At 56.3% G+C, this 21732-nt stretch carries 23 protein-coding genes; 10 read left to right on the top strand and 13 right to left on the bottom strand.

The annotated features are described in order from the left end of the window. Positions 1-28 precede the first annotated feature (28 nt). The 3 genes from ACR0BI_RS01735 to ACR0BI_RS01725 all read right to left on the bottom strand — a co-directional run bounded on the left by ACR0BI_RS01735 (position 29) and on the right by ACR0BI_RS01725 (position 2637). A complete protein-coding gene (locus ACR0BI_RS01735) occupies positions 29-514 on the bottom strand; it encodes a (2Fe-2S)-binding protein (RefSeq protein WP_170393234.1) in 486 nt (161 codons plus the stop codon). A gap of 156 nt (positions 515-670) precedes the next feature. Continuing rightward, a complete protein-coding gene (locus ACR0BI_RS01730; protein ID WP_170510208.1) occupies positions 671-1672 on the bottom strand; it encodes a molybdopterin-binding protein in 1002 nt (333 codons plus the stop codon). Continuing rightward, a complete protein-coding gene (locus tag ACR0BI_RS01725; protein WP_170735146.1) occupies positions 1669-2637 on the bottom strand; it encodes an XdhC family protein in 969 nt (322 codons plus the stop codon). The genes ACR0BI_RS01730 and ACR0BI_RS01725 overlap by 4 nt, the downstream gene beginning before the upstream one ends. Positions 2638-2843: 206 nt before the next feature. Between ACR0BI_RS01725 and ACR0BI_RS01720 the strand changes: the two genes are divergently transcribed. Next, positions 2844-3344 carry a hypothetical protein gene (locus tag ACR0BI_RS01720; RefSeq protein WP_170735148.1) on the top strand — a complete coding sequence of 167 codons (501 nt, stop codon included), beginning with the start codon at positions 2844-2846 and terminating at the stop codon, positions 3342-3344. Positions 3345-3347: 3 nt separating this feature from the next. On the opposite strand, the gene ACR0BI_RS01715 is transcribed toward ACR0BI_RS01720, so the two are convergent. Further along, the gene (locus ACR0BI_RS01715; protein ID WP_480561567.1) at positions 3348-4604 is read right to left on the bottom strand and encodes a vWA domain-containing protein; all 1257 of its coding nucleotides are present in this window, start codon (positions 4602-4604) and stop codon (positions 3348-3350) included. 34 nt (positions 4605-4638) lie between these two features. After that, complete coding sequence (locus tag ACR0BI_RS01710; protein WP_480561569.1) at positions 4639-5547, bottom strand: AAA family ATPase; 909 nt, start codon at positions 5545-5547, stop codon at positions 4639-4641. Between the two features lie 146 nt (positions 5548-5693). Here ACR0BI_RS01710 and pyrC point away from each other — a divergent pair, with 146 nt between their 5' ends. After that, positions 5694-6731, top strand: a complete 1038-nt coding sequence (gene pyrC, locus ACR0BI_RS01705; protein ID WP_480561571.1) for a dihydroorotase — start codon at positions 5694-5696, stop codon at positions 6729-6731. Here the strand turns inward: pyrC and ACR0BI_RS01700 are convergent. Next, complete coding sequence (locus ACR0BI_RS01700) at positions 6728-8023, bottom strand: MmgE/PrpD family protein (protein WP_170610399.1); 1296 nt, start codon at positions 8021-8023, stop codon at positions 6728-6730. The genes pyrC and ACR0BI_RS01700 overlap by 4 nt on opposite strands. Before the next feature lie 38 nt (positions 8024-8061). After that, positions 8062-8505: a type II toxin-antitoxin system RatA family toxin gene (locus tag ACR0BI_RS01695; protein WP_170421329.1), complete on the bottom strand. Its 444-nt coding sequence runs from the start codon at positions 8503-8505 to the stop codon at positions 8062-8064. 72 nt (positions 8506-8577) lie between these two features. Between ACR0BI_RS01695 and hpt the strand changes: the two genes are divergently transcribed. Then, entirely contained in the window at positions 8578-9126 is a 549-nt protein-coding gene (hpt, locus tag ACR0BI_RS01690) for a hypoxanthine phosphoribosyltransferase (RefSeq protein ID WP_480561572.1), read from the top strand. Next, the gene (locus ACR0BI_RS01685; RefSeq protein ID WP_170421327.1) at positions 9126-9299 is read left to right on the top strand and encodes a hypothetical protein; all 174 of its coding nucleotides are present in this window, start codon (positions 9126-9128) and stop codon (positions 9297-9299) included. The genes hpt and ACR0BI_RS01685 overlap by 1 nt, the downstream gene beginning before the upstream one ends. Here ACR0BI_RS01685 and ACR0BI_RS01680 read toward each other — a convergent pair. Both ACR0BI_RS01680 and lipA read right to left on the bottom strand, forming a co-directional pair. Then, positions 9289-10434, bottom strand: a complete 1146-nt coding sequence (locus ACR0BI_RS01680) for an amidohydrolase (RefSeq protein ID WP_480561574.1) — start codon at positions 10432-10434, stop codon at positions 9289-9291. The genes ACR0BI_RS01685 and ACR0BI_RS01680 overlap by 11 nt on opposite strands. Then, positions 10431-11381: a lipoyl synthase gene (lipA, locus tag ACR0BI_RS01675; protein ID WP_170405410.1), complete on the bottom strand. Its 951-nt coding sequence runs from the start codon at positions 11379-11381 to the stop codon at positions 10431-10433. Before lipA ends, ACR0BI_RS01680 begins: the two co-directional genes overlap by 4 nt. A gap of 262 nt (positions 11382-11643) precedes the next feature. Here lipA and ACR0BI_RS01670 point away from each other — a divergent pair, with 262 nt between their 5' ends. Next, entirely contained in the window at positions 11644-12192 is a 549-nt protein-coding gene (locus ACR0BI_RS01670) for a redoxin family protein (RefSeq protein ID WP_480561576.1), read from the top strand. 51 nt (positions 12193-12243) lie between these two features. On the opposite strand, the gene ACR0BI_RS01665 is transcribed toward ACR0BI_RS01670, so the two are convergent. Both ACR0BI_RS01665 and ACR0BI_RS01660 read right to left on the bottom strand, forming a co-directional pair. Continuing rightward, entirely contained in the window at positions 12244-13167 is a 924-nt protein-coding gene (locus ACR0BI_RS01665; RefSeq protein WP_170562940.1) for a hydrogen peroxide-inducible genes activator, read from the bottom strand. Positions 13168-13227: 60 nt separating this feature from the next. Next, on the bottom strand, positions 13228-14325 hold the full coding sequence (locus ACR0BI_RS01660) for a DUF6456 domain-containing protein (protein WP_480561578.1): 1098 nt from the start codon (positions 14323-14325) through the stop codon (positions 13228-13230). 253 nt (positions 14326-14578) lie between these two features. Between ACR0BI_RS01660 and ACR0BI_RS01655 the strand changes: the two genes are divergently transcribed. Next, the gene (locus ACR0BI_RS01655; RefSeq protein ID WP_480877981.1) at positions 14579-14866 is read left to right on the top strand and encodes a DUF6477 family protein; all 288 of its coding nucleotides are present in this window, start codon (positions 14579-14581) and stop codon (positions 14864-14866) included. Here the strand turns inward: ACR0BI_RS01655 and ACR0BI_RS01650 are convergent, their stop codons facing one another. Together ACR0BI_RS01650 and ACR0BI_RS01645 are read right to left on the bottom strand one after the other, a co-directional pair. Beyond that, complete coding sequence (locus ACR0BI_RS01650; protein ID WP_170393250.1) at positions 14867-16411, bottom strand: trimethylamine methyltransferase family protein; 1545 nt, start codon at positions 16409-16411, stop codon at positions 14867-14869. Between the two features lie 134 nt (positions 16412-16545). Then, positions 16546-16986 carry a GNAT family N-acetyltransferase gene (locus ACR0BI_RS01645; RefSeq protein ID WP_480561580.1) on the bottom strand — a complete coding sequence of 147 codons (441 nt, stop codon included), beginning with the start codon at positions 16984-16986 and terminating at the stop codon, positions 16546-16548. 70 nt (positions 16987-17056) lie between these two features. Between ACR0BI_RS01645 and guaA the strand changes: the two genes are divergently transcribed. The 4 genes from guaA (at position 17057) to ACR0BI_RS01625 (ending at position 21703) form a co-directional block, all read left to right on the top strand. Then, positions 17057-18616, top strand: coding sequence for a glutamine-hydrolyzing GMP synthase (gene guaA, locus ACR0BI_RS01640; RefSeq protein ID WP_480561582.1), 1560 nt, complete (start codon positions 17057-17059; stop codon positions 18614-18616). Positions 18617-18673: 57 nt separating this feature from the next. Next, positions 18674-19264, top strand: a complete 591-nt coding sequence (locus ACR0BI_RS01635) for an acyltransferase (RefSeq protein ID WP_170393253.1) — start codon at positions 18674-18676, stop codon at positions 19262-19264. Positions 19265-19451: 187 nt separating this feature from the next. Further along, a complete protein-coding gene (locus tag ACR0BI_RS01630; RefSeq protein WP_170645961.1) occupies positions 19452-20339 on the top strand; it encodes a DMT family transporter in 888 nt (295 codons plus the stop codon). Positions 20340-20476: 137 nt separating this feature from the next. Further along, positions 20477-21703, top strand: coding sequence for an OmpP1/FadL family transporter (locus tag ACR0BI_RS01625; protein ID WP_170393255.1), 1227 nt, complete (start codon positions 20477-20479; stop codon positions 21701-21703). Positions 21704-21732 lie beyond the last annotated feature (29 nt).

The raw sequence follows: 21732 nt of genomic DNA, 5'->3' as shown, positions 1-21732 counted from the left end.
GAATTTTCGTCGAAAATTCTTAACCGCCTCACTCGGCGGCGATGCTGGAAACGTCTTGACCCGATGCGGCCATGATTGCCTTGACGATGTTGTGGTAGCCTGTGCACCGGCATAGGTTACCCTCAAGGTACTTGCGAATTTCGCCTTCGGTCGGGCGCGGGTTATCCTTTAGCAATGCTGCAGCGCTCATCACCATGCCCGGAGTGCAAAACCCGCATTGCAGCCCATGATGATCCTGAAAGGCCTGTTGGATCACGTTCAGCGTGCCATCTTCGGCCGCCTGCCCCTCGATCGTGCCCACATCCGCGCCGTCTGCTTCAAGCGCCAGCATGTTGCAGGATTTGACCGCCTCACCATTCACGTGCACCACGCACGCGCCACATTGAGCCGTGTCGCAGCCAATATGTGTACCTGTCAAATTCAGGTGGTCGCGTAGAAATCCGGATAATAAAGTCCGCCCTTCGACATCACCGCTGACGGCAACGCCATTCACGGTCATTGAGACCTTGGTCATAAGATCCTCCCCTTTTTTTGGCTTATTTGCTAAGCCAGAGTTAAACACGGTAAATTTCGTTTGAGAACAAAAATATTTGCCTGATTTTTCCGCAGTTTCGCTGATCAGTCTTCTAACAATGATGCGTCTACCAAACAGGGCAAAATTGCCGTTGCGTCATTTACTCTTGGCAGCGCGGGGCTGTGGCCGCGTCGGGATTTCTTTTAGCAGCCCACCGACACCCATCCCTGCGATGTCCGCGCCCGTCGTTTCGATTCCGCAAGCAACGCGGGACAAGACCCAATCCGCCCCGTTCAATGCTGGTGAGCGCGCGCATCCGGGCAAACCGATGATGGGGCGCCCGCCGGAAGATCCCAAAAACAACAGGTTCCCCGGATCGACCGGCATTCCAAACCGGTCGACGATACCCCCCGCCGCCCGCACAGAAGCAGGCGCCACATCATCTTTATCCGACGTGGCCGATCCGGTCAGGATCATGACGATTTCACCCCGAATGGTCGAAATCGATGCTGTTAAGTCGCCCATCCGATGCGGCACCACCTGAACATCTGACAGATTCATACCCAAAGCCTCAACCCGGCTACGAATAGCAGCGATACCTTTTTCATTAGATGGCCCGCCAGCAATGTCGGTAACGATGAGACCCGCGTTTTCGTATTTGGGCACCGATAAGCGAATAGCGTCCTGCGCATGACGGGCCGCACTCTCAACGTCGGATCGAGGTACGGCATAAGAAATCACCTTGATCGTCGCGACCATACCGCCAGCCGTCATCTGCTGATATTGTGGCACCGTCGCAACCGTGATCATCGGGTTGACCTGATTGAACTTTTGCAAGGCATCGGTATCCAGCACCGCGACGCCTGGTCCATTTGCTAAAAGGTTGACCCGGCCTGTAAAGGCTTCGGTGACACGCAGATTTGCCTGTGTGGGACTTGGTGCAAGCGCTTCTGCCAGCAGCGCTGCGGCTTCGTCCTCATGGCAATCACCTTGCTCCAGTCTGGCGACTGTGACCTCGGTCAGACCGACTTGTTGCAACTCGGCTATGTGCTCGGACGAAAGCGTTATACCTTTCCTAAGCTTGCGGTTTCCCGCTTTGACGGAATGGGCTAATATCGCGCCGTCGGCGTCGGAAACGGGTACCGGACCAAACTTCACGCTCTGCCTCGCAGGACCGCCGTCATCTGCGCCAGAATCGCAACGGCTATCTCAGACGGCCCAGCCGCCCCGATATCAAGCCCAACAGGTCCGTGAATCAGTGAAATCTGGTCATCGTTGAACCCGGCCTGCTTCATCCGCTCCACGCGTTTGGCATGTGTGCGCTTAGATCCGAGTGCGCCGATGTAGAACACATCGGCCGCCAAACCGGCCTGAAGCGCGGGGTCATCAAGTTTGGGGTCGTGGGTCAGCAACACAAGCGCCGTGCGCGAGTCGAGACCAAGCTTTGACACAGCCTCATCCGGCCAATCCGTCAGGATGGTTTCTCCGGGAAAACGTGCGTCCGATGCGAAGGCCTCGCGCGGATCTATAATCGCCGGGTCATAACCCGCGATCCGGGCCATCGGCACCAGAGCTTGGGCGATGTGCACCGCTCCCACCACTATCAACCGTAACGGTGGGTTGTGGACAGCGACAAAGGTCTGCCCATCCTCTTCGAACCCGGACCTGTCCATACGCAAGCGTTCGGAATAGGCATTACGGCGCAACGCGCGCTGGCCCGTCTCGACATTGACTTCATAGGCCAAGGGTTCGCGCCGCGCCCGTGCCGCGATCAGTTCGGCCAGCATTGGTTCGGGCAGGACCTTGCCGACCGGTTCAACCAAAACCCTGATCGTACCGCCGCAGGCCAGACCGACTGCAAACGCATCCTCGTCGCTTACACCGAACTCTAGCAGCCTTGCCTCGCCTTCCTCTATGGCTTCCAGCGCTTCGACGATCACGGCACCTTCGACGCAACCACCAGAAACCGAACCTTCGATACGGCCGTCGCCCGATATGACCAACTGCGCGCCTACACGGCGCGGCGCGCTGCCCCAGGTCTCAACCACAGTGGCCAAAGCCGCGCCCTTCCCGGCGCGATACCATTTTAGTGCGGTTTCCGGGCTGCTATCGAATCGTTCCATTTAGACCTCCGGCCGTGCTTGGGTTCAACATAGTCAGCTTTGGAGCAATGAAAAGCGCTCAGCGGGTCGATCTTGTGGCGCTAACAAGCCGATTTTGAACTCACATTCACAAATTGTTGAATGTTGGAAGGCGTCATTCTAGCCTGCATGCGATTCCGGGGCCTATTCGGGATCGTCCCAACATATTTCATAGCGGAGACAAACAGTTGAAACGCATTCTTACACTCGGAGCAGCGATCGGCCTGTTGACTGCCAGCACCGGCTGGGCTGACACATTTCTGAAATACGGTGAGGTCGAAGGCTGGAAGGTTTTCATTGATCAGGACAAGAAATCCTGCCTGATCGAAGCGGTTGATGACGCTGATAATGTCGTACAGATGGGCCTGACCGAAGATCGCGGCGTTGGCTATGTGGGCGTCTTCACCAAAGCCGAGACCAACATCAAGAAAGGCGAGAAAGAGGCCGTCGCCATCCTGATCGGAGACAATATCTATGTTGGTGAGGCCACCGGCATGAAGGGGAACATCACCAAGGGTTATTCGGGCGGATATGTCCTGTCGGACGACCCTCAGTTCGCGGATGACCTTGCCAAGAAGAAGGTAATGGTCGTGTTCCCGGAAAAAGAGTTCGCCTTCACCGTCGATCTGACCGGCACTTACAAAGCCATGGAGATGGCACGGAAGTGCAATGAAGAGCAGCTTTCGTAACAGCTAGTCGGAAAGCGCGGACATCAGCCGCGCTTTCTGCCCCTGATCATCTGGCTGTGAAATCACGGCGGCCAGATCTTCCAGCGACGCAATCGAATGCCCGGCGCGGAAGCTGTCGACATGTGGAAGCATTGTCGCCACACCCTGAGCTTTCGGTGCGAACCCGTCCCAGCGCAGCAATGGGTTCAGCCAAATCAGACGCCGCGACGACAGGTGCAGGCGCTCGATTTCCTTTTCCAGCATCTCGGGATCGCCCCGCTCTAACCCGTCGGTGATCAACAACACGACCGCCCCCTGCCCCATGACGCGCCGCGACCAGTCGCGATTGAACTGATGCAGGCATTCTCCGATCCGGGTTCCGCCTTCCCAGTCCCGTGCCTCGGCCCCAGCAGCGGCCAGCGCTGCATCGACATCACGTTGATGCAGATGGCGGGTGATGTTGGTCAGGCGTGTGCCAAACGTGAATGCGTGCACTTTGGCCCAACCTGTGCCTTTGGCATTCGAAACCGCGTGTAGAAAGTGCAGAATGATCCGACTGTATTGGCTCATCGACCCGGATATATCGCACAACGCCACCAAATTCGGCCACCGAGGTTTGGGTTGCAAGTGCGCGATATCGCGTAGTTCGCCACCCTGCCGCATCGCTGACCTAAGTGTCCGAGCGCGATCAATGCGGTGACCGAGATGACTGGCCTGACCTCGGCGAGACTCGATGGGTTTGACCGGTAAGTTCAGGCGCGACAGCATGCGTTTGGCCTGGGCGATCTCGGATGTACTCATCTGTTCGAAATCGAGGTTGCGCAAGCGTTCTTCAGATGACGCGGTTTGGGTTGCGTCGATCTCGATCTCGCTTTCCTCTTGTTGCTCGGTTGATTCTGGCAAGTCGCGTTCGACGCCATCCAATAACGCCTCAGCCGCGCGCTTTTCAGCCGCATCCGCTTTGCGCTCCTCCTGAACACCGCGAATGGCGGGCAGCATCATGGACATCATATGTTCTAGATACCGCGGATCGCGCCAATAGAGGCGGAAGACTTGCGCAAAAACCGTTCGATGTTCCGGCCGGTTCACGAAACAGGCATGCAGCGTCCAGTAGAAATCTCGTTTCTCGGTGAACCCCACAGCCTGCACGGCGCGGATCGTGTCAACCACGCGCCCAGTTCCTATCGGCAGTCCGGCCTTGCGCAAAGCGCGCGCAAAATGGGTGATGTTCTGGGCCAGTTTGGGGTTGTCCGGTATATCGAGTGGGAGTTGTTCGGCCATCAAACCCCCGAAATATTCTCGAACAGATGAAGCATCAGGCCGGTTCAAGATCGGCTTTCGCCTGATCCAGAATGCGTTTGGCCTCGGACCCCTGTAACTTTTGGATGTCGTCCTGGTATTTCAGGATGGCACCCAACGTATCGCCGATTACTTCGGGACTCAGGTTGATAACGTCCAGCGCCAGCAGGCACTTGGCCCAATCGATAGTCTCGGCCACCCCCGGTTTCTTGAACAAATCTTCAGTGCGCAAGCGCTGAACAAAGGCGACCACCTCACGGCTCAGCGCTTCTGCCGCTTCCGGCGCTCGGGCGTGCAGGATTTCGATTTCGCGCGCAAAGTCAGGGTAATCAACCCAATGATATAGGCAGCGGCGTTTCAGCGCGTCATGTACTTCGCGCGTGCGGTTCGAGGTAACGATCACAATGGGCGGTTCTGGAGCTTTGACAGTACCAAGCTCGGGGATCGTGACCTGAAAGTCACTGAGCGCCTCCAGCAAGAAAGCCTCAAAGGGTTCGTCGGTCCGGTCCAATTCGTCAATTAGCAGTACAGGTGCCCCAGTAGCATCCGGGCGCATGGCCTGCAGTAAGGGGCGCTCGATCAGATAATCATCCGAGAACAGCTCGGTCTGCAACGCGCCTCGGTCCGCCCCACCCGACGCTTCTGCGGTTCGGATCGCCACCATCTGGGCGGGGAAATTCCACTCATACACAGCGGAAGAGGCATCAAGGCCTTCGTAGCACTGCAACCTGATCAGGCGCCGCCCCAAACCTGCGGCCAGCGCCTTGGCGATCTCAGTCTTGCCGACGCCCGCCTCGCCTTCCAGAAATAGAGGTCGACCAAGTTTCAGCGAAAGAAACACAACCGTCGCCAAAGCCCGGCCACAGACATAACCCTCAGAGCCCAAAAGCTCTTGCACGGCATCGATGGAGATTGGCTGTGTCATGAGTTCCCCTTTTTCCTGCGCCCCAACAGGTCATGACCACAACCAGAGGTCAAGACCACCATCCGTCAGTGACTTACGGCGATCTGTCTCATCGGCAAGGGCAAGAGGGTCTTTCACCACCCAAGCGGCTGTGTTAGCCGGGGGCCATGACTCAATCCCTGACGATCCGCCGCCCCGATGACTGGCATTTGCATCTGCGCGATGGCGCGATGCTGCAAGCCGTCTTGCCTGAAACCGCGCGCCATTTTGCCCGTGCCATCATCATGCCGAATCTGGTTCCGCCCGTTGTCAAAGGTGACGACGCAGCAGCTTATCGGGACCGCATCCTTGCTGCTCTGCCTGAGGATATGACGTTTGAGCCGCTGATGACGCTCTACCTGACCGAAGACACGGACCCGGCGGATGTGGCCGCCGCACATGCAAGCGGATTGGTCAAGGCGGTCAAGCTTTACCCGGCTGGGGCAACAACCAACTCGTCTTCTGGCGTTCGCGATTTCGACAAGGTGCGCCCGGTGCTGGAGAAGATGGCCGAGATCGGTCTGCCGCTGTGTGTGCACGGCGAAGTCACGGATGCCGAGATCGATATCTTCGATCGTGAGGCGGTGTTCATCGACCGCGTTCTTGATCCGATTCGCAAAGCAACACCCGGACTGCGCGTGGTGATGGAGCACATCACGACGTCAAACGGCGTGGATTACGTCAAGGCGAACGAGAAAGATCTGGGTGCGACGATTACAACGCATCACCTGATCATCAACCGCAACCACATTCTGGTTGGCGGCATCAAGCCGCATTACTACTGCTTGCCGGTCGCCAAGCGCGAAGAGCATCGGCTGGCGCTGCTGACCGCCGCGACATCAGGCGATACGCGTTTCTTCTTGGGCACAGACAGCGCGCCGCACACGGATGCTAACAAGGAAATGGCCTGTGGCTGCGCCGGCTGTTTCACTGCAACTAATACAATGTCACTGCTGGCCGAAATGTTCGAGCGCGCAGATGCGTTGGACAAGCTAGAGGCGTTCGCGTCACTCAACGGCCCGGCCTTCTATCGCCTGCCAGTGAACGAAGAGACCATCACGCTGACCAAAGGCGATGAAGTCGTCTATCCGGCCAAAATCGAAAGCGGCGACGGCCCCGTGACCGTATTCGATCCGGGCTTTCCGCTGCATTGGCGGGTCACTTAATCGGTTAACCTGTCAGCCAAATCCGCTGCGCGCCCGCCGGTGCGCAGCATCGACCAGATGGCGTCCGCCTCATCCCCCCCGATCAGCTTCGCCGCTTTCTCCCTGACGCGATCTTCGCGATCCGATAGAGACATCGGTGCCAGCAGATCATGGCTGGCCTCGCGGCGCGCGCCGTCCCGGCGTAACAGGGACAGATGGGCTTGTGTCTCAGACAGACTCTCATCCGCCTCGACCGTGATTCGGTCCCTTAAGGATTGTAGCCTTGGATCAGCACAAATCTTGTCGGAATAGCTCCCTGGCAGAGCTGTATCGTAGCCCATTGCCTGCATTGCGATCACGGTACGATAGGAAAACTTCGCTCCTAACCCACTGGTCGGCTGCAGTTGATTGCACACACTCATCCAGCGGGGGTGGGTTTTGATCTTGATCTCGGCCACCTCAGGCTCGGCGATGTCGAGATCGCGCGCAGCCTCAAGTGCCGCGTGCAGGCCATGGCAGCAAGCGTGGAATTTGTGGCTGATGCTTTCGAACAGCCACTCGTCCCCCAAACCATCAAGCGCAGCAGCTAAATCGTCAGCCCCCAAATGTGTCGCCCCAAACCCAAACGGGCCTTCCAATGCGTCAGCACCGGGTTGAAAACCGTTGCGGATCAACTGGGCGGCCTCAACACCGTTCGAGGCCGCAAGTCCAGCGTTATAAGGTTTACCCATGGTCCCGAACTGTGATTTCTGCCCTGAGGCCCGGGTCGCGGTTAGCCCCAACAGGTCACGCATCTGCTTTACGTCAAATGCCATAATCCGACCCGCAGCCACCGCAGCCCCAAACGCGCCAGCCGTGGCTGTTTGGTGAAAACCAGCCTGGTAATGACCACGACCAAGCCACAAACCGATGCGGATCGATAACTCCATTCCCACTAGCGCTGCCTCAAGCAGATCGACCAGAGGTCGGTCTTCCCACGCAGTAAGAGCAAGGGCTGCAGGAAAAACAGCAACCGATGGATGACCGATATGAGCGAAATGCGTGTCGTCATAATCAAGCGCATGAGAAATGGTACCATTCACTAGCGCCGCTGCACGTAGCGGCGCATCACCGCCTCCGAACAAACGCGCCTGTGCGGCACCGCTCTCGGAAAGAACCATCTGACGTATGATGCGGGAAACCGGCTCATCTGCGCCTGCCCGCCCCACGGCAAGCCAGTCCAACGCGGATAAAGATGTCACGATACGGGCCTGCGCCGTGGTCGATACAGAACCAGCAGCAAACTCGGCAAGGGCAGTTGTCAAATCGGTCATGTGGCGCAGTCTAGCGCGCGCCGCTCGGGCGTAAAGCCTCAGCCGTACAGGACGGCAGCACGTTGTTCGAATGCTCGGACGATACGGTGCATGGCTTCGTTGAAAACCACGCCAATGATTCCTTGCAGAACCGCGTTCTTGAATTCGAAATCAACGTGGAACGAGACGTTGCAGCCGTCTTCCGTATCTTCAAACTCCCAATCCGAGCGCATGTATTTGAACGGTCCGTCCAGATACTCGGTATCGATCCGTTTCAGCTCATCAAACAGCGTGACGCGGCTGCCGAAGCGTTCGCGGAACACCTTGAATGAAATAACCAAATCCGCCTCCATCACCTTGCCATCTCCGGCTTGATAGGTCCGACGGATGCGGGCCGCAGCGCACCATGGCAGGAACTCGGGGTATTTCGCCACATCCGCGACCAGATCATACATCTGCTGAGCGGTGTAAGGCAGCGGGCGGGTCTCGGAATGGGTTGGCATGATATCCGGGATTAACTGGTGACAATGGCGCGTGATTTCGTATGTTGCGCGCCAAAGATCAAGGGGGCAGCGATGAGCCAGTGCGCATATGTGATAGATGAGATGATCTCGGCCAAGGCAATTGCTGCCCGGATCGAAGAGCTTTGCCGCGAAATAACGGCTGAATTCGGCGGCACCGACAAGCTGGTCGTTGTCGGCCTGCTGCGCGGCAGCTTCGTCTTTATCGCTGATCTGGTGCGTGAGCTGGACCTGCCCATCGAGGTCGATTTTCTTGAGGCATCATCCTACGGTGACTCGATGGAAAGCAGTCGAGAAGTTCGTATTCTTAAGGACTTACGCGGCGCCATTGAAGGGCGCGATGTTTTGGTGGTCGAGGATATCGTGGATACCGGCCATACCCTGAACCACGTCTCCAAGCTGCTCCGTACCCGCAAGCCACACCGGTTGAAATCCATCGCCCTTCTGGACAAACCCAGCCGGCGCGAGGTTGATTTCCGCTCGGACTGGATCGGGTTTGAAATCCCTGATGAATTTGTCGTGGGTTATGGCATCGACTATGCGCAGCGCAATCGCAACCTGCCGTTTATCGGCAAGGTTCGATTTGTCGAAGATCAGGACTGATGAGTCTGCGCCATTTTGTTCGCATGTCGAAATGGGGGCGAAACCCGCCCTCGGAACGGCGCGTGAAACTGGTGTTTGGCGCGATCCTTATCTGCCTGATGATTGCCGGAATTGAATATATGGGTTGGTGGCCCGAATGGGCAGAAAGCCAGCCCAGAAAACTCAGGCCTTGAGCGTTTGTTCGATAGCAGCCAGAAAAATATCTGTCCCGATCGGGATCAAAGCATCCGGGAAATCATAGTCGGGGTTGTGTAGCTGCGGATGATCCCGCCCCGCGCCTAGCCAGAACATGGCGCTTTTGGCGCCTTTTCCGAACTGCCCAAAATCTTCCGAAAACCTTTGTGGGGTCGCAACCAGCTTGCAAGGAATGTCGCGGCTTTGGCAGGCCTCTGACAGGATCTGCACGGCTTCACCCGTATTTGTGCAAGCCTCAAACACATCGTCATAGGTGATTTCAACACCTAATCCCTGTGCCTGAGCACGTGTAGCCACCAGCTGTTCTGCGTCGCGGATCAGGCTTGCCATCCGGCTGTCCGAGACCGTGCGCAGGGTCACCCACAGTTCGGCCTGACCGGGTGCGATACCAAAAGTGGCCTCACCCAGCCTAGCATGGGTTACCGTTGTCAGCGCATATTCTGCATCCAGCGCCCCACCCTGCCCCAGAATGGCCAAAGCAGGCATAAGCTCTGCCAACGCACCGGCTGGCGACACTCCATCCTGAGGAGCCGCCGCGTGAGAGGTTTTGCCCGTCAAAACAATTCGCATCCCACGCGAGGCGCAATTCGCCGGACCCGAGCAAAGCTCAACCCCGCCCAATTCCAAACCCGGCAAATTGTGCAAAGAAAACACATAGTCCGGAGCGATATCCGCAAACTTGGGATCAGCACGATAGGCAATCGCACCTTGACCGGTTTCTTCGGCGGGTTGAAAAATCAGAACCACCCGCCCCTTGGTCGGACGCTTGTCCCCCAATACAAAGGCAACACCAAGCACCATCGCCATATGGCCATCATGCCCGCAAAGATGCCCCTTTCCGGGATGTTGCGACGCGTATCGTGCACTTGAGATTTCCTGAATCGGCAAACCGTCCAATTCACATCGGATTCCGATGGTTGGTCCGGGCTGTCCGCTATCATAAACCGCCGCGACACCGTGGCCACCGATACCTGTCAGAACCGCATCGGGATCACACGCCTGAAGCAAGTTCGAGATACTCGTCGCGGTTCCACGTTCCTCGCCCGATATCTCAGGCACTTGATGCAGTTCATGACGCTTTTCGGTAAGCCAGGATTGAAGTTCGGGTTTCACCTCTGGTTCAACTTCTTTTGTCGAGCTTCGCGCAAACGGGCGAAATCATCGCCCGCATGGTAAGACGACCGGGTCAAAGGAGTTGCCGAGACCATAAGGAAACCTTTGCCGAATGCAGCTTTTTCATAGGCCGCAAACTCTTCGGGTGTAACAAAGCGGTCAATGCCATGATGCTTGGGTGTTGGCTGCAGATACTGGCCGATAGTCAGAAAATCGATATCCGCCGCGCGCATGTCATCCATGACCTGACGAACTTGCTGCTCGTCCTCGCCCAGTCCGACCATTATGCCGGATTTGGTGAAAATGGACGGGTCCATCTCTTTGACCCGCTGCAGCAAGCGCAATGAGTGGAAATATCGCGCACCGGGACGCACCTGAGGATAAAGGCCCGGCACCGTTTCAAGATTGTGATTAAACACATCTGGCTTGGCCTCGACAACAATCTCAAGCACCGAGGGATCGCATTTCAGGAAATCCGGCGTCAGAATCTCGATCGTAGTCTTGGGCGAGCGGTGTCGCACCGCACGGATGGTCTGTGCAAAGTGATCGGCGCCTCCATCGAGCAGGTCATCCCGGTCCACGGATGTGATGACCACATGGTTCAAGCCCAGTTTCTGCACCGCATGCGCCACTCGACCCGGTTCAAATGCATCCAGAGTATCCGGCTTACCGGTCGCGATGTTGCAGAATGTACAGCCGCGCGTGCAAATCTCGCCCATGATCATCATGGTCGCGTGACCCTGGCTCCAGCACTCACCTACATTCGGGCATCCGGCTTCTTCGCAAACGGTGACCAGATTGTTGTCACGCATGATCTTGTGCGTCTCGGCATAGCCCTTGCCACCCGGCGCTTTGACCCGAATCCAGTTCGGCTTGCGCGGAGCCGCATTGTCAGGTCGATGTGCCTTTTCGGGGTGTCTTTGCTCGGGTATTTTCAGATCACGCACGGCTGGCTTTCCTGACTTTGGGTCAATTTTCTTTGTTCATAACATAGACCGACTCATTTGGTTACACCAGCGGCGCATAGCCGCTATGCGGCACGTCTACGCGCGTGCAGCGAAAGTGACCATGCACATCATTTTACGCATTACTTATAATGCTTTATCGCCATCAAAGATATTATGCTTTTGCAGCACATATATCATTGAAGCCGAGTTAGAATCATTTTAACTCTCGCGGCAAACATATGTGAATCACAGGAGTTTGATGATGAAAACCGGTGCAAAACTACCTGACGTAACCTTCCACACCCGTGTCCGCGATGAGGCCGTCGAAGGCCCCAACCGGTTCCGTTGGGAAGACAAGACAACTGCGGATTATTTTGCAGGCAAGCGCGTTATCCTGTTCTCGCTGCCCGGCGCATTCACCCCGACATGCTCGACCTATCAATTGCCTGGTTTCGAAAAAGGCCACGGCGAATTTGCGGCCAAGGGCATCGATGCAATCTACTGCATGTCCGTCAACGACAGCTTTGTCATGAACAAATGGGCCGCCGATCAGGGTCTGGAAAACGTCAAGGTCATTCCTGATGGGTCCGGTGAGTTCACGCGTAAAATGGGTATGCTGGTCGACAAGGACAATCTGGGCTTTGGCATGCGCTCGTGGCGTTACGCAGCCATCGTCAACGATGGCGTTGTGGAGGCATGGTTCGAAGAGCCCGGCCTGATGGATAACTGCCCCGAAGACCCTTACGGCGTGTCGTCCCCAGAAAACCTAATGAAGCATCTGGACGAAGCCCGCGAACCGGCGCTGGCATAATCCTGTCATGCCCTACTTTGAAAGGCCCGCCATTTCGGCGGGCCTTTTTCGTTAGGTTCGAGTTTTAGCTACCACGTCTTCACCGACCTGCCGGATTACTTGCGCCAATCGATCGAACCACTCCTCCGCTCCGGTCGAGCTGCGACGCACCAGGCCAATGGTCCTCGCCGGTTGCGGCGCACCAAATCGCAACAATCGCAGACCAGGGACTGCATCCGTCTCGGCCTGCGCCGCAAGTTCAGGCATCAACGTCAGGCCAAACCCTTCGGCGACCAAACGCGACAACGTGGCAAGTGAGGACGCACCCATATTAATTTGGCCGCTGGTACGATCCTGACCGCAAACTTCTAGCGCCTGATCTGTCAGGCAGTGCCCGTCTTCCAACAGCATCAATTGCGCTGTCTTCAAGTCCACAGGCCGCAACTCTTCCGGGCTGATGGTCAATCGATTCAAGCGAGTCTGACTTCCTGCCAGCAAGAACCGATCTTCGAACAGTGGCTCTTCGTGGAAAGTTCCATTTCCCAGGGGCAGCGCCAGTACGGCGGCATCTATTTCGCCCAAGCCCAACATGGATAGCAGCCGCTCGGTCCGAGCCTCACGAATCTGAACCCGCAACGAGACATCCGCAGCCCGCAACCCGGCCAGTACCCCCGGTAGCAAATATGGCGCAACCGTAGGAATAATCCCGATCGACAGGGACCTATGGCCACCCGAATGGTCGCGCGCAAATCGATCCAACCGTTCGGCCGCGTTCAGGACATGTTGGGCATAGTCCAATACGTCTCGTCCAAGTGGTGTCAACAGGATGTCGCGGGCCTGCCGTTCGAACAACGGCCCACCGATCGAGTCTTCCAGTGACTTGATTTGAACCGAAAGCGCAGGCTGCGACACATGGCAGACCTGCGCGGCACGGCCAAAGTTACGCTGTTCGGCGACGGCCTGGAAATATTGCAGCTGGCGGAAGGTGAAATTCATAATCCCTGACTATCATTTGGGGTCATTTCCGCAAGGCCGGTATATGGCTGCATGAATCGTTCAGCCGATCATCCGATCCCGCTCGGTCTGGTCCTCGTAGTGGCGCTTCAGCCTTTGCAACGCGATCCGCAGCACGATCTTGCCTGATCGCGCAGACCAGCCCATCCGCTTTTCAGCCAGCTCAAGCCCTTCTAGATAACAACAACAGCGCAGCGCGACGTCGCTCAAACCCGGCCCAAGGTCAGACAGCGCGCGGGCCACACGATCCCTGGCACCAGAAGTTCCTCGCCCCAAATGGCTGTCCGAGGCAAAGTCACCGCGTCCACCGCCTGTCAGAAAGCGATCCCAATTTTGTGTGACCTGAGGTCCGATCTGGGCCAGTTCGAAATCCTCACGCAAGCGCTCGCCCGCGCTCACCAGAGTTTCATCCAGAAACGGCTTGCCATCCCGGTCGCGGCGGCGCGCCAAAGCGATCAGCGGGCTTTCCACAGTGCTGTAACGGACGCGAGGCTGTGATGGCGCCCTTGCACCCGCAGTTGCGGGTTTGAATGCGGCCTGCGCTTCCGCCATGCCAAATTCATTCTGCGTACGCGCCCGGTTTTCGGCCTCGGCAATCAAATGACTTAGTGCAGCCCTGCCCGAGGTTGAAATCCGGTAGCGCGAGATCCGACCCGGACTATCGCATGAAATCCAATCATTCAGCGCCAGAGCCTGCGCGATCCGGCAATCTACAACTGCTGTTTTGGTAGTTCCTCCTTTGCCGTTGTCCCGAACCACAACAGCCTTGTCCATATCCTCGGCCACGGCAAGCACGGCACCGGATTCACACATGCGCCTCAGTACACGCAGCGACTCGCGCTCGAATTCGTCGTCTTGGGCTTCGGGCCGTCCTGCCTCAGACGTCACGATTGCAAATGAAGAACCTGTGCGCTCCATTGGCGCAAAGTGTGACTGGGCCAGAGAATGCAGAGCTGCATCCACCAAAGGATCGTCCCTGCGCATCTCAACCCTGCGGATCTGACGCAGAATGGTCGAGGCATGGCACCCTGCGGACCGCGCAATATCCCGAATAGATCGCCCTGACTCCGTATGGTCCAGATATCGTTGCGCCCCTTCGGGAACCCATGCCGGAACAGTGAATGCCACGCTGTTTTCCATATTTCTTCGCCCTCGTCGACAAAACAAACTGACAGTTTTAGCCGTCGGATTCTTAGTTAACCAAATCTAACTAGAGTTGCTTTCGTTACTCGTTCGTTAATCACAGACGGCACAGAGCAGAATTGATTCAAAAAGATAAACAGTGGTGAAACCATAGTTCGGGGTGATCCCGCACAAGGCAACACCCGCTTAGGTTGTGTCACATTTCAGACAGCGAAATTGAAAAAGAAGGAAAGCTGCCGTGCAGGACCTGATGACCATGATCACCACACTCCGCCGCCCGCGATTACTGGCCCGTGCCGCCAAGATCGGGGTGCAGGACTATAATCGCGACCGCCACCTGCAACGGCTTCTTGGATATGGATCAACACCGGGCACTGGTGCAGCGTTGATCCGTTTGCTGGAATTGGAGCGTGAGATTAACGCGCAACGCATCGAAGAAGACGCGGCCTATTCACTGGTGCGCCATCTTGATCTGCTGATTGCATTAAATGGCGAAGCGCAACTGTATCAGGCCAGTCGCGCCACGCAGTATCAGTAATCAGGTGAACGCGTCCGGCATCGATGCTTTCTTTTCGGCAACATATGCGTCGAGCGCAGCCTTTACATCAGGGTCAAGCTGCGGCTGCTGGTAGTTCGCCAACAGATGCTCAACCCGTGCCGAAGCCAGCGTCCGTGTATCGCGGGCGCCTTCTTCTTCCCAGGTCTCAAACGGCTTATAATCCAAGAGATCGGTTTTCCAGAACGCTTCCTTGAAGTTGGCTTGCGTATGGGCACAACCCAAATAGTGACCTCCGGGACCGACTTCGCGGATGGCGTCCATCGCCTGTGCATTCTCATCATAGGCCACACCTTTGGCCAATCCGTGCAAGACGCCCAACTGATCGGCATCCATGACGAATTTCTCGAAATCCGCCACCAAGCCGCCTTCGAGCCAACCGCAGGAATGCAGCATGAAATTCACGCCCGACATAAGACCCATGTTCAACGAATTCGCGGTCTCATACGCAGCTTGCGCATCCGGCAATTTTGAACCACAGAACGAACCCGCAGAGCGATATGGTAGACCCAGTCGGCGCGCCAACTGACCCGCGCCATAAGTGACGTGCGAAGCCTCTGGGGTGCCAAAGGTCGGCGCTCCTGAATTCATGTCGATCGACGATACGAACGCCCCAAAGATCGCAGGAGCACCCGGACGGATGATCTGGCTATATGCTACACCTGCCATGACCTCGGCCAGAACCTGCGTCAGCGTGCCCGCGACCGAAACCGGTGCCATAGCACCACCCACGATGAACGGCGAAATAATGCAGGCCTGATTGTTTGCGGCATAAACTTCCAGAGAACCCATCATCACGTCGTCAAAGGTCATCGGCGAGTTGATGTTGGTCAAAGATGTCATCACGGTGTTGTTCTGCACGAACTCTTTGCCGAACAGGATCTCGCACATCTCGATCGAATCCTGCGCCCGGCTGGGATCAGTGACCGAACCCATGAACGGTTTGTCGGACAGAGTCATATGCGCCATCAGCATGTCCAAATGGCGCTTGTTTACCGGAATATCTGTCGGTTCGCAGACCGTACCGCCCGAATGGTGCAGCCACTTGGACATGTAGGCCAGCTTCACGAACTTGTTGAAATCGTCCATTGTCGCGTAACGACGTCCGCCTTGCGCATCGCGTACAAACGGAGGACCATAGACCGGAGCCAGAACCATATTGCGGCCGCCGATGACTACCGATTTCTCGGGATTGCGGGCGTGCTGGGTAAATTCGCTAGGGGCGGTCTTGATCAGCTCACGTGCCAGGCCGCGCGGCAGGCGGACGCGCTCACCATCCACATCTGCACCCGCGTCTTTCCAGCGCTCAAGCGCTGCCGGATTGTCTACGAAATTGACGCCAATCTCAGCCAATACGGTTTCCGCATTGGTTTCGATAATCTCCAGCGCCTCTTCGTTGAGGACCTCGAAATTGGGGATATTGCGTTCGATATATTTCGCGGTTTCGATCTTGACCGCCGTACGCTCGGCACGACGGGCGGCACCACCGCCACCCCGTGCCCTGCGCCGGGTGTTTGCCTCTGCCATTGAGTAAATCCCGTGATTGGTTGGTTTGGTAGATGTGTTACATGAACGGCAAACTTCGCCACAGGTAGTTTACGGCGCTCTAGAGGTAAAAGCGACATGAACCGCGGGCCGCTGCGACATATGTCTGTCGGTTACTACTTTGCCTTTTTCTGCATAACGACAGTGTTTCCTGACACCTCGACCTCAACCCACTCCAGATGAGTGTACATTTCGCGGGTTGCACGCATCAGCCGATGTGTCCGCAAGCGCAGGACTGAAAGCCCGGCCTCAACGGCCTTAGCTTCAGCAACTGCAAGCAGTTGTCGCGCAATACCCTTGCCCTGAGCCTCTGGCGAAACGGCGAGATTGAATATCATCACGGCCTCGGCCTGTTGATCGAATATGATGACACCGAGAAGTGCACCGTCCACTTCAGCAATGACGACCTGATGCTCTGCGATCTCTTCCTCGATACCAGACGCAACATCCGGCAGATCGGCAATGTCTCTCATCGCATCGGCATAAGCGCTTGCGATACAAACTTGTATCGACTTGGCGTCGCTTCGTTCGGCAGTTCTGAGTTTTATGGTGGTCACGTATCAGCCTCCTCGCTGAATTGACGTCATTACGCTTGCACAAGCAAGGCTTGCGACCTAATAGCCAATCATGACCCAAGACAGCCATGACCGCCTTTTGATCATCGACTTCGGCAGCCAGGTGACGCAGCTTATTGCCCGCCGCTTGCGCGAACTGAACGTCTATTGCGAAATCCACCCCTACCAGAACGTCACGATGGATTTCGTGCGAGAGATGGCGCCCAAGGCCGTCATTTTTTCGGGCGGCCCTGACAGTGTTACGCGCGAGGGTTCACCCCGCGCCCCGCAAGAGATTTTTTACTACGGCGTGCCGATCCTGGGCATCTGCTATGGTCAGCAGGTGATGATGCATCAACTGGGCGGCAAGGTTGAAAGCGGGCACGGCACCGCAGAATTTGGCCGCGCATTTGTTACTCCGAATAATCGGCTTGATATCCTCGATGGCTGGTTCGCCGAAGGTGACGAGCAGGTCTGGATGAGCCACGGCGATCATGTCAGCGAAATCGCTCCGGGTTTTGAGGTGTTCGGCACTTCACCCAACGCGCCGTATGCCATCACGGCCGACGCCTCGCGTCATTTCTATGCGGTGCAATTTCACCCCGAGGTTCATCACACACCCAAGGGTGCAAAGCTCTATGAGAATTTTGTCAAACTGGCAGGGTTCAAGGGCGATTGGACCATGGGGGCTTATCGGGACGAGATGATCCGCAAGATCCGCGAACAGGTCGGGGACAAAAAAGTCATTTGTGGCTTGTCTGGCGGTGTCGACAGCTCGGTTGCGGCGATCCTGATACATGAGGCGATTGGCGATCAGCTGACCTGCGTGTTTGTCGACCATGGGCTGCTACGCAAGAACGAGGCTGCCGAAGTCGTCGGCATGTTCCGCGACAATTACAACATCCAGTTGATCCACGCGGACGAAAGCGAACTGTTCCTGGGTGAACTTGATGGTCAATCCGATCCAGAGACCAAGCGCAAGATTATCGGCAAGCTGTTCATCGACGTGTTCCAGAAACACGCCGACACAATCGACGGCGCCGAGTTCCTTGCTCAGGGCACCTTGTATCCAGATGTGATTGAATCCGTGTCGTTTTCAGGCGGTCCATCTGTGACCATCAAATCGCACCACAATGTGGGTGGCCTGCCTGAAAAGATGGGCCTGAAGCTGGTCGAGCCTCTGCGTGAACTCTTCAAGGACGAGGTCCGCGCGTTGGGCCGCGAGTTGGGCCTGCCCGACAGCTTCATCGGTCGCCATCCCTTCCCCGGCCCCGGCCTTGCCATCCGCTGTCCGGGTGAGATCACCCGCGAAAAGCTCGAGATCCTGCGCGAAGCCGATGCCATCTATATCGACCAGATTCGCAAACATGGTCTGTATGATGAGATTTGGCAGGCCTTTGTCGCCATTCTTCCGGTGCGCACGGTCGGTGTCATGGGGGATGGACGAACATACGATTATGCCTGCGCCCTCCGCGCGGTCACATCCGTCGATGGCATGACAGCGGACTACTATCCGTTCAGCCACGAATTCCTCGGTGAAACCGCCACGCGTATCATCAACGAAGTCAAGGGCATCAACCGATGCACGTACGACATCACCTCGAAACCTCCCGGAACGATTGAATGGGAATGATTATTCCCCCTCGGCAGTGCTGAAATGCACCGCATTTGACGGGAGAAGGACAATTCGATGAGCAACTACTCAGTACATGAAACGGCAATCGTCGATGAAGGCGCGCAGATCGGAGATGGCTGCCGAATCTGGCATTGGGTGCACATCTGCGGAGGCGCCAAGCTGGGCCGAAATGTTTCACTCGGGCAGAATGTCTTCGTTGGGAACAAGGTCATAATTGGCGACGATTGCAAAATTCAGAACAACGTTTCGATCTATGACAACATTACGCTGGAAGACGGCGTATTCTGTGGGCCGAGCATGGTGTTCACGAATGTGTACAACCCGCGTTCATTGATCGAACGAAAGGCCGAATACCGCAATACTCTGGTAAAGAAAGGGGCCACGCTGGGCGCCAATTGCACGATCGTTTGCGGTGCCACAATCGGGGAATACGCGTTTATCGGCGCAGGTGCCGTTGTTAATGCTGACGTGAAGCCATACGCACTGATGGTGGGCGTCGCTGCAAAACAGATTGGCTGGATGAGCGAGTATGGCGAGCAGTTGGATTTACCTCTCACTGGTCGTGGTGAGGTTACCTGCCCTCATACCGGTGCTCGATACGTCTTGAACGGCGATTCGGTCAGCAAAGCTCTGCCAACCACCTGAGTATCAGTGCCAGCACGCCGAACGGCTAAGAACCCCTTTTATTTGCGGGTTCGCGTCAGAATACTGGCATCATCTAAGCCGCTCACCCAAAGCGATCATAGACGGCCAGACGTACATTTAGCCTTGCTTCATCGGGTAAAACGCAATCTATTCAGCCCGTTGCACCACGGCACATGTAAGAGATCTCATGAACAGCAATAAAATGCAGATCGGTAAGGCGGCGCTGTGGATGACAGGGGCGATCGCCTCATTCACATCGATGGCCATTGCCGGCCGCGAGCTGAGCGTGACGCACGACACCTTTGAGATCATGTTCTATCGCAGCCTAGTGGGTATCTGCGTGGTGGCAATCGTCCTCTCGGCTTCACGCAAATGGCATCAGGTAACCACCAAACGTCTTGGTTTGCATGGTATTCGGAACGTGTTGCATTTCACCGGGCAGAACCTGTGGTTCTATGCAGTAACGGTGATCCCGTTGGCGCAGGTCTTCGCGCTCGAATTCACTCAGCCCATCTGGGTGATCCTGCTGTCCCCACTGCTGCTGCACGAGAGGTTGACCGCTTTGCGTCTGACCGCAGCCCTGATCGGATTTGCTGGGATTCTCATTGTGGCCCGTCCAGGGGCCGCCACACTTAGTCCCGGCGTTATTGCTGCGGCCGCATCTGCGATTTTCTTCGCGTTAACAGCAATATCGACCAAGTCCTTAACACGCATAGCCAGCATCGGATGCATTATGTTCTGGCTTACTTTGATGCAGGCCGGTTTGGGTCTGGTTGCATCAGGTCTGGATGGGCAAATAACACTTCCAACCTTAACGACTGCGCCGCTTCTTTTGCTTGTCGGCTTGGCAGGCCTATTGGCCCACTACTGTATTACCAATGCCCTGGCCATCGCGCCTGCGACCGTGGTCGTGCCGTTTGATTTTGCACGCCTTCCGACCATCGCGATCCTCGGGATGGTCCTTTATCACGAGCCGCTGGATCACTGGACGCTGCTGGGGGCCGTGGTGATCTTTGCCGGGATTTTCCTGAACGTTTGGTCCGAGAACCGTAGCAATTCAGCAACACCCGCATAGAGCTATTTTGCTGAATAACGCTCCGTCACCGGTTGACCCAATTTTAAAGTTTAAGACAGTAAAAAGCGGTAACGAGGCCGAATACGCCCAATGAGGATGCGTATAACAGGCAATTTGGACAGTGTAGGGAGGAATATATGAAACGAGTGTTGTTGCACACATGCGCGTTGTGCATTGGGGCAACCGCGGCGCAGGCCGGCGGCCTAGACCGAAGTGGGCAAGGTGTTAACATCCTGTTCGAAGAGGGATCTGTCGTGCAGTTTCGGCTTGGGTATACAAAGCCGGACGTAAGCGGGTCGATGGAGGATCAAATCCCGACCAGCCCGACGTTTGGGGAAACGATTGACTCGGGCAATGTCTCGAACAGCTTTTTCACACCGCATCTGGCATACAAGACTTCTTTGACCGAAAAGCTCGACTTCGCGCTGGTTTATGACGAGCCGTTTGGCGCGGATATCGACTATTCTTCGGATTATCCCTTGTCGCAGAATGTCTTGGCTCTGGCAGGTCTTCCCGGAGCAACAACTGACGTGCTTCGCGCAAAAGCAGATACCGATGCGATCACGGCTTTGCTTCGCTACAAATTGGATGGTGGCTTCAGTGTTATCGGTGGTCTACGCGCCCAGCGTCTGAAAGCAAGTGTTTCAGTTCCGATCGCTGGTGCAAGCACAACACCATTCGCGTCCGGCGGATACCGCGTTGAAACCGATGCCGAGATCGATTTCGGTTACGTTGTCGGTGTTGCTTGGGAACGGCCAGATATCGCCGCACGGGTCGCTCTGACCTATAACTCGAAAATCACACATGATCTATCGCAGACCGAAGCGAACGATGCCATCACGGGAATTGTTCCACCCGGCATACCCGTCGTGGGTCGCGTCAGCGCTGATTCATCGACCGAGGTTGTGACGCCTCAATCGGTCAATCTCGATTTCCAGACAGGTGTCGCGCCAAAAACCCTGTTGTTTGGTTCGATCCGTTGGGTTGACTGGCCGCAAACCGTGTACGCGCCGCCGGTCTATACTGGTCTGACAGGTATTAACCTGGTCGACTACGAAGAAGCGACATGGACCTACTCACTGGGTCTCGGCTATCAGTTCAGCGAAGAATTCTCTGGCGCGGTAACGCTGGGTTACGAGAGCTCTCAGGGGAACTCGGTCTCGAACCTAGGCCCGACGGATGGGTTCTGGAGTATCGGTCTGGGCGGCACTTACTCTCTTGAAAAGGCCAAGATTTCCGGTGGTGTACGCTATACGGATATTGGGGATGCCACTGCCAACGGTACTGGCCCCGATAACCGTGCCACGTTCACTGGCAACAGCGCATGGAGCGTTGGTATTCAGGTGACTTACGCGCTGAACTAAAGCAGATGCAAATGTGCATATTAAGCCCC

The sequence above is a fragment of the Ruegeria sp. E5 genome, assembly GCF_056534105.1.
This window is presented reverse-complemented; position numbering and strand designations above follow the sequence as displayed.

Excerpts from the sequence above, each read along its gene's own strand:
- ACR0BI_RS01735 (WP_170393234.1), bottom strand. The coding sequence starts at position 514 with ATGACCAAGGTCTCAATGACCGTGAATGGCGTTGCCGTCAGCGGTGAT.
- ACR0BI_RS01725 (WP_170735146.1), bottom strand. The coding sequence starts at position 2,637 with ATGGAACGATTCGATAGCAGCCCGGAAACCGCACTAAAATGGTATCGC.
- ACR0BI_RS01715 (WP_480561567.1), bottom strand. The coding sequence starts at position 4,604 with ATGGCCGAACAACTCCCACTCGATATACCGGACAACCCCAAACTGGCC.
- ACR0BI_RS01710 (WP_480561569.1), bottom strand. The coding sequence starts at position 5,547 with ATGACACAGCCAATCTCCATCGATGCCGTGCAAGAGCTTTTGGGCTCT.
- pyrC (WP_480561571.1), top strand. The coding sequence starts at position 5,694 with ATGACTCAATCCCTGACGATCCGCCGCCCCGATGACTGGCATTTGCAT.
- ACR0BI_RS01700 (WP_170610399.1), bottom strand. The coding sequence starts at position 8,023 with ATGACCGATTTGACAACTGCCCTTGCCGAGTTTGCTGCTGGTTCTGTA.
- ACR0BI_RS01695 (WP_170421329.1), bottom strand. The coding sequence starts at position 8,505 with ATGCCAACCCATTCCGAGACCCGCCCGCTGCCTTACACCGCTCAGCAG.
- hpt (WP_480561572.1), top strand. The coding sequence starts at position 8,578 with ATGAGCCAGTGCGCATATGTGATAGATGAGATGATCTCGGCCAAGGCA.
- ACR0BI_RS01685 (WP_170421327.1), top strand. The coding sequence starts at position 9,126 with ATGAGTCTGCGCCATTTTGTTCGCATGTCGAAATGGGGGCGAAACCCG.
- ACR0BI_RS01670 (WP_480561576.1), top strand. The coding sequence starts at position 11,644 with ATGAAAACCGGTGCAAAACTACCTGACGTAACCTTCCACACCCGTGTC.
- ACR0BI_RS01665 (WP_170562940.1), bottom strand. The coding sequence starts at position 13,167 with ATGAATTTCACCTTCCGCCAGCTGCAATATTTCCAGGCCGTCGCCGAA.
- ACR0BI_RS01660 (WP_480561578.1), bottom strand. The coding sequence starts at position 14,325 with ATGGAAAACAGCGTGGCATTCACTGTTCCGGCATGGGTTCCCGAAGGG.
- ACR0BI_RS01655 (WP_480877981.1), top strand. The coding sequence starts at position 14,579 with ATGACCATGATCACCACACTCCGCCGCCCGCGATTACTGGCCCGTGCC.
- ACR0BI_RS01650 (WP_170393250.1), bottom strand. The coding sequence starts at position 16,411 with ATGGCAGAGGCAAACACCCGGCGCAGGGCACGGGGTGGCGGTGGTGCC.
- guaA (WP_480561582.1), top strand. The coding sequence starts at position 17,057 with ATGACCCAAGACAGCCATGACCGCCTTTTGATCATCGACTTCGGCAGC.
- ACR0BI_RS01635 (WP_170393253.1), top strand. The coding sequence starts at position 18,674 with ATGAGCAACTACTCAGTACATGAAACGGCAATCGTCGATGAAGGCGCG.
- ACR0BI_RS01630 (WP_170645961.1), top strand. The coding sequence starts at position 19,452 with ATGAACAGCAATAAAATGCAGATCGGTAAGGCGGCGCTGTGGATGACA.
- ACR0BI_RS01625 (WP_170393255.1), top strand. The coding sequence starts at position 20,477 with ATGAAACGAGTGTTGTTGCACACATGCGCGTTGTGCATTGGGGCAACC.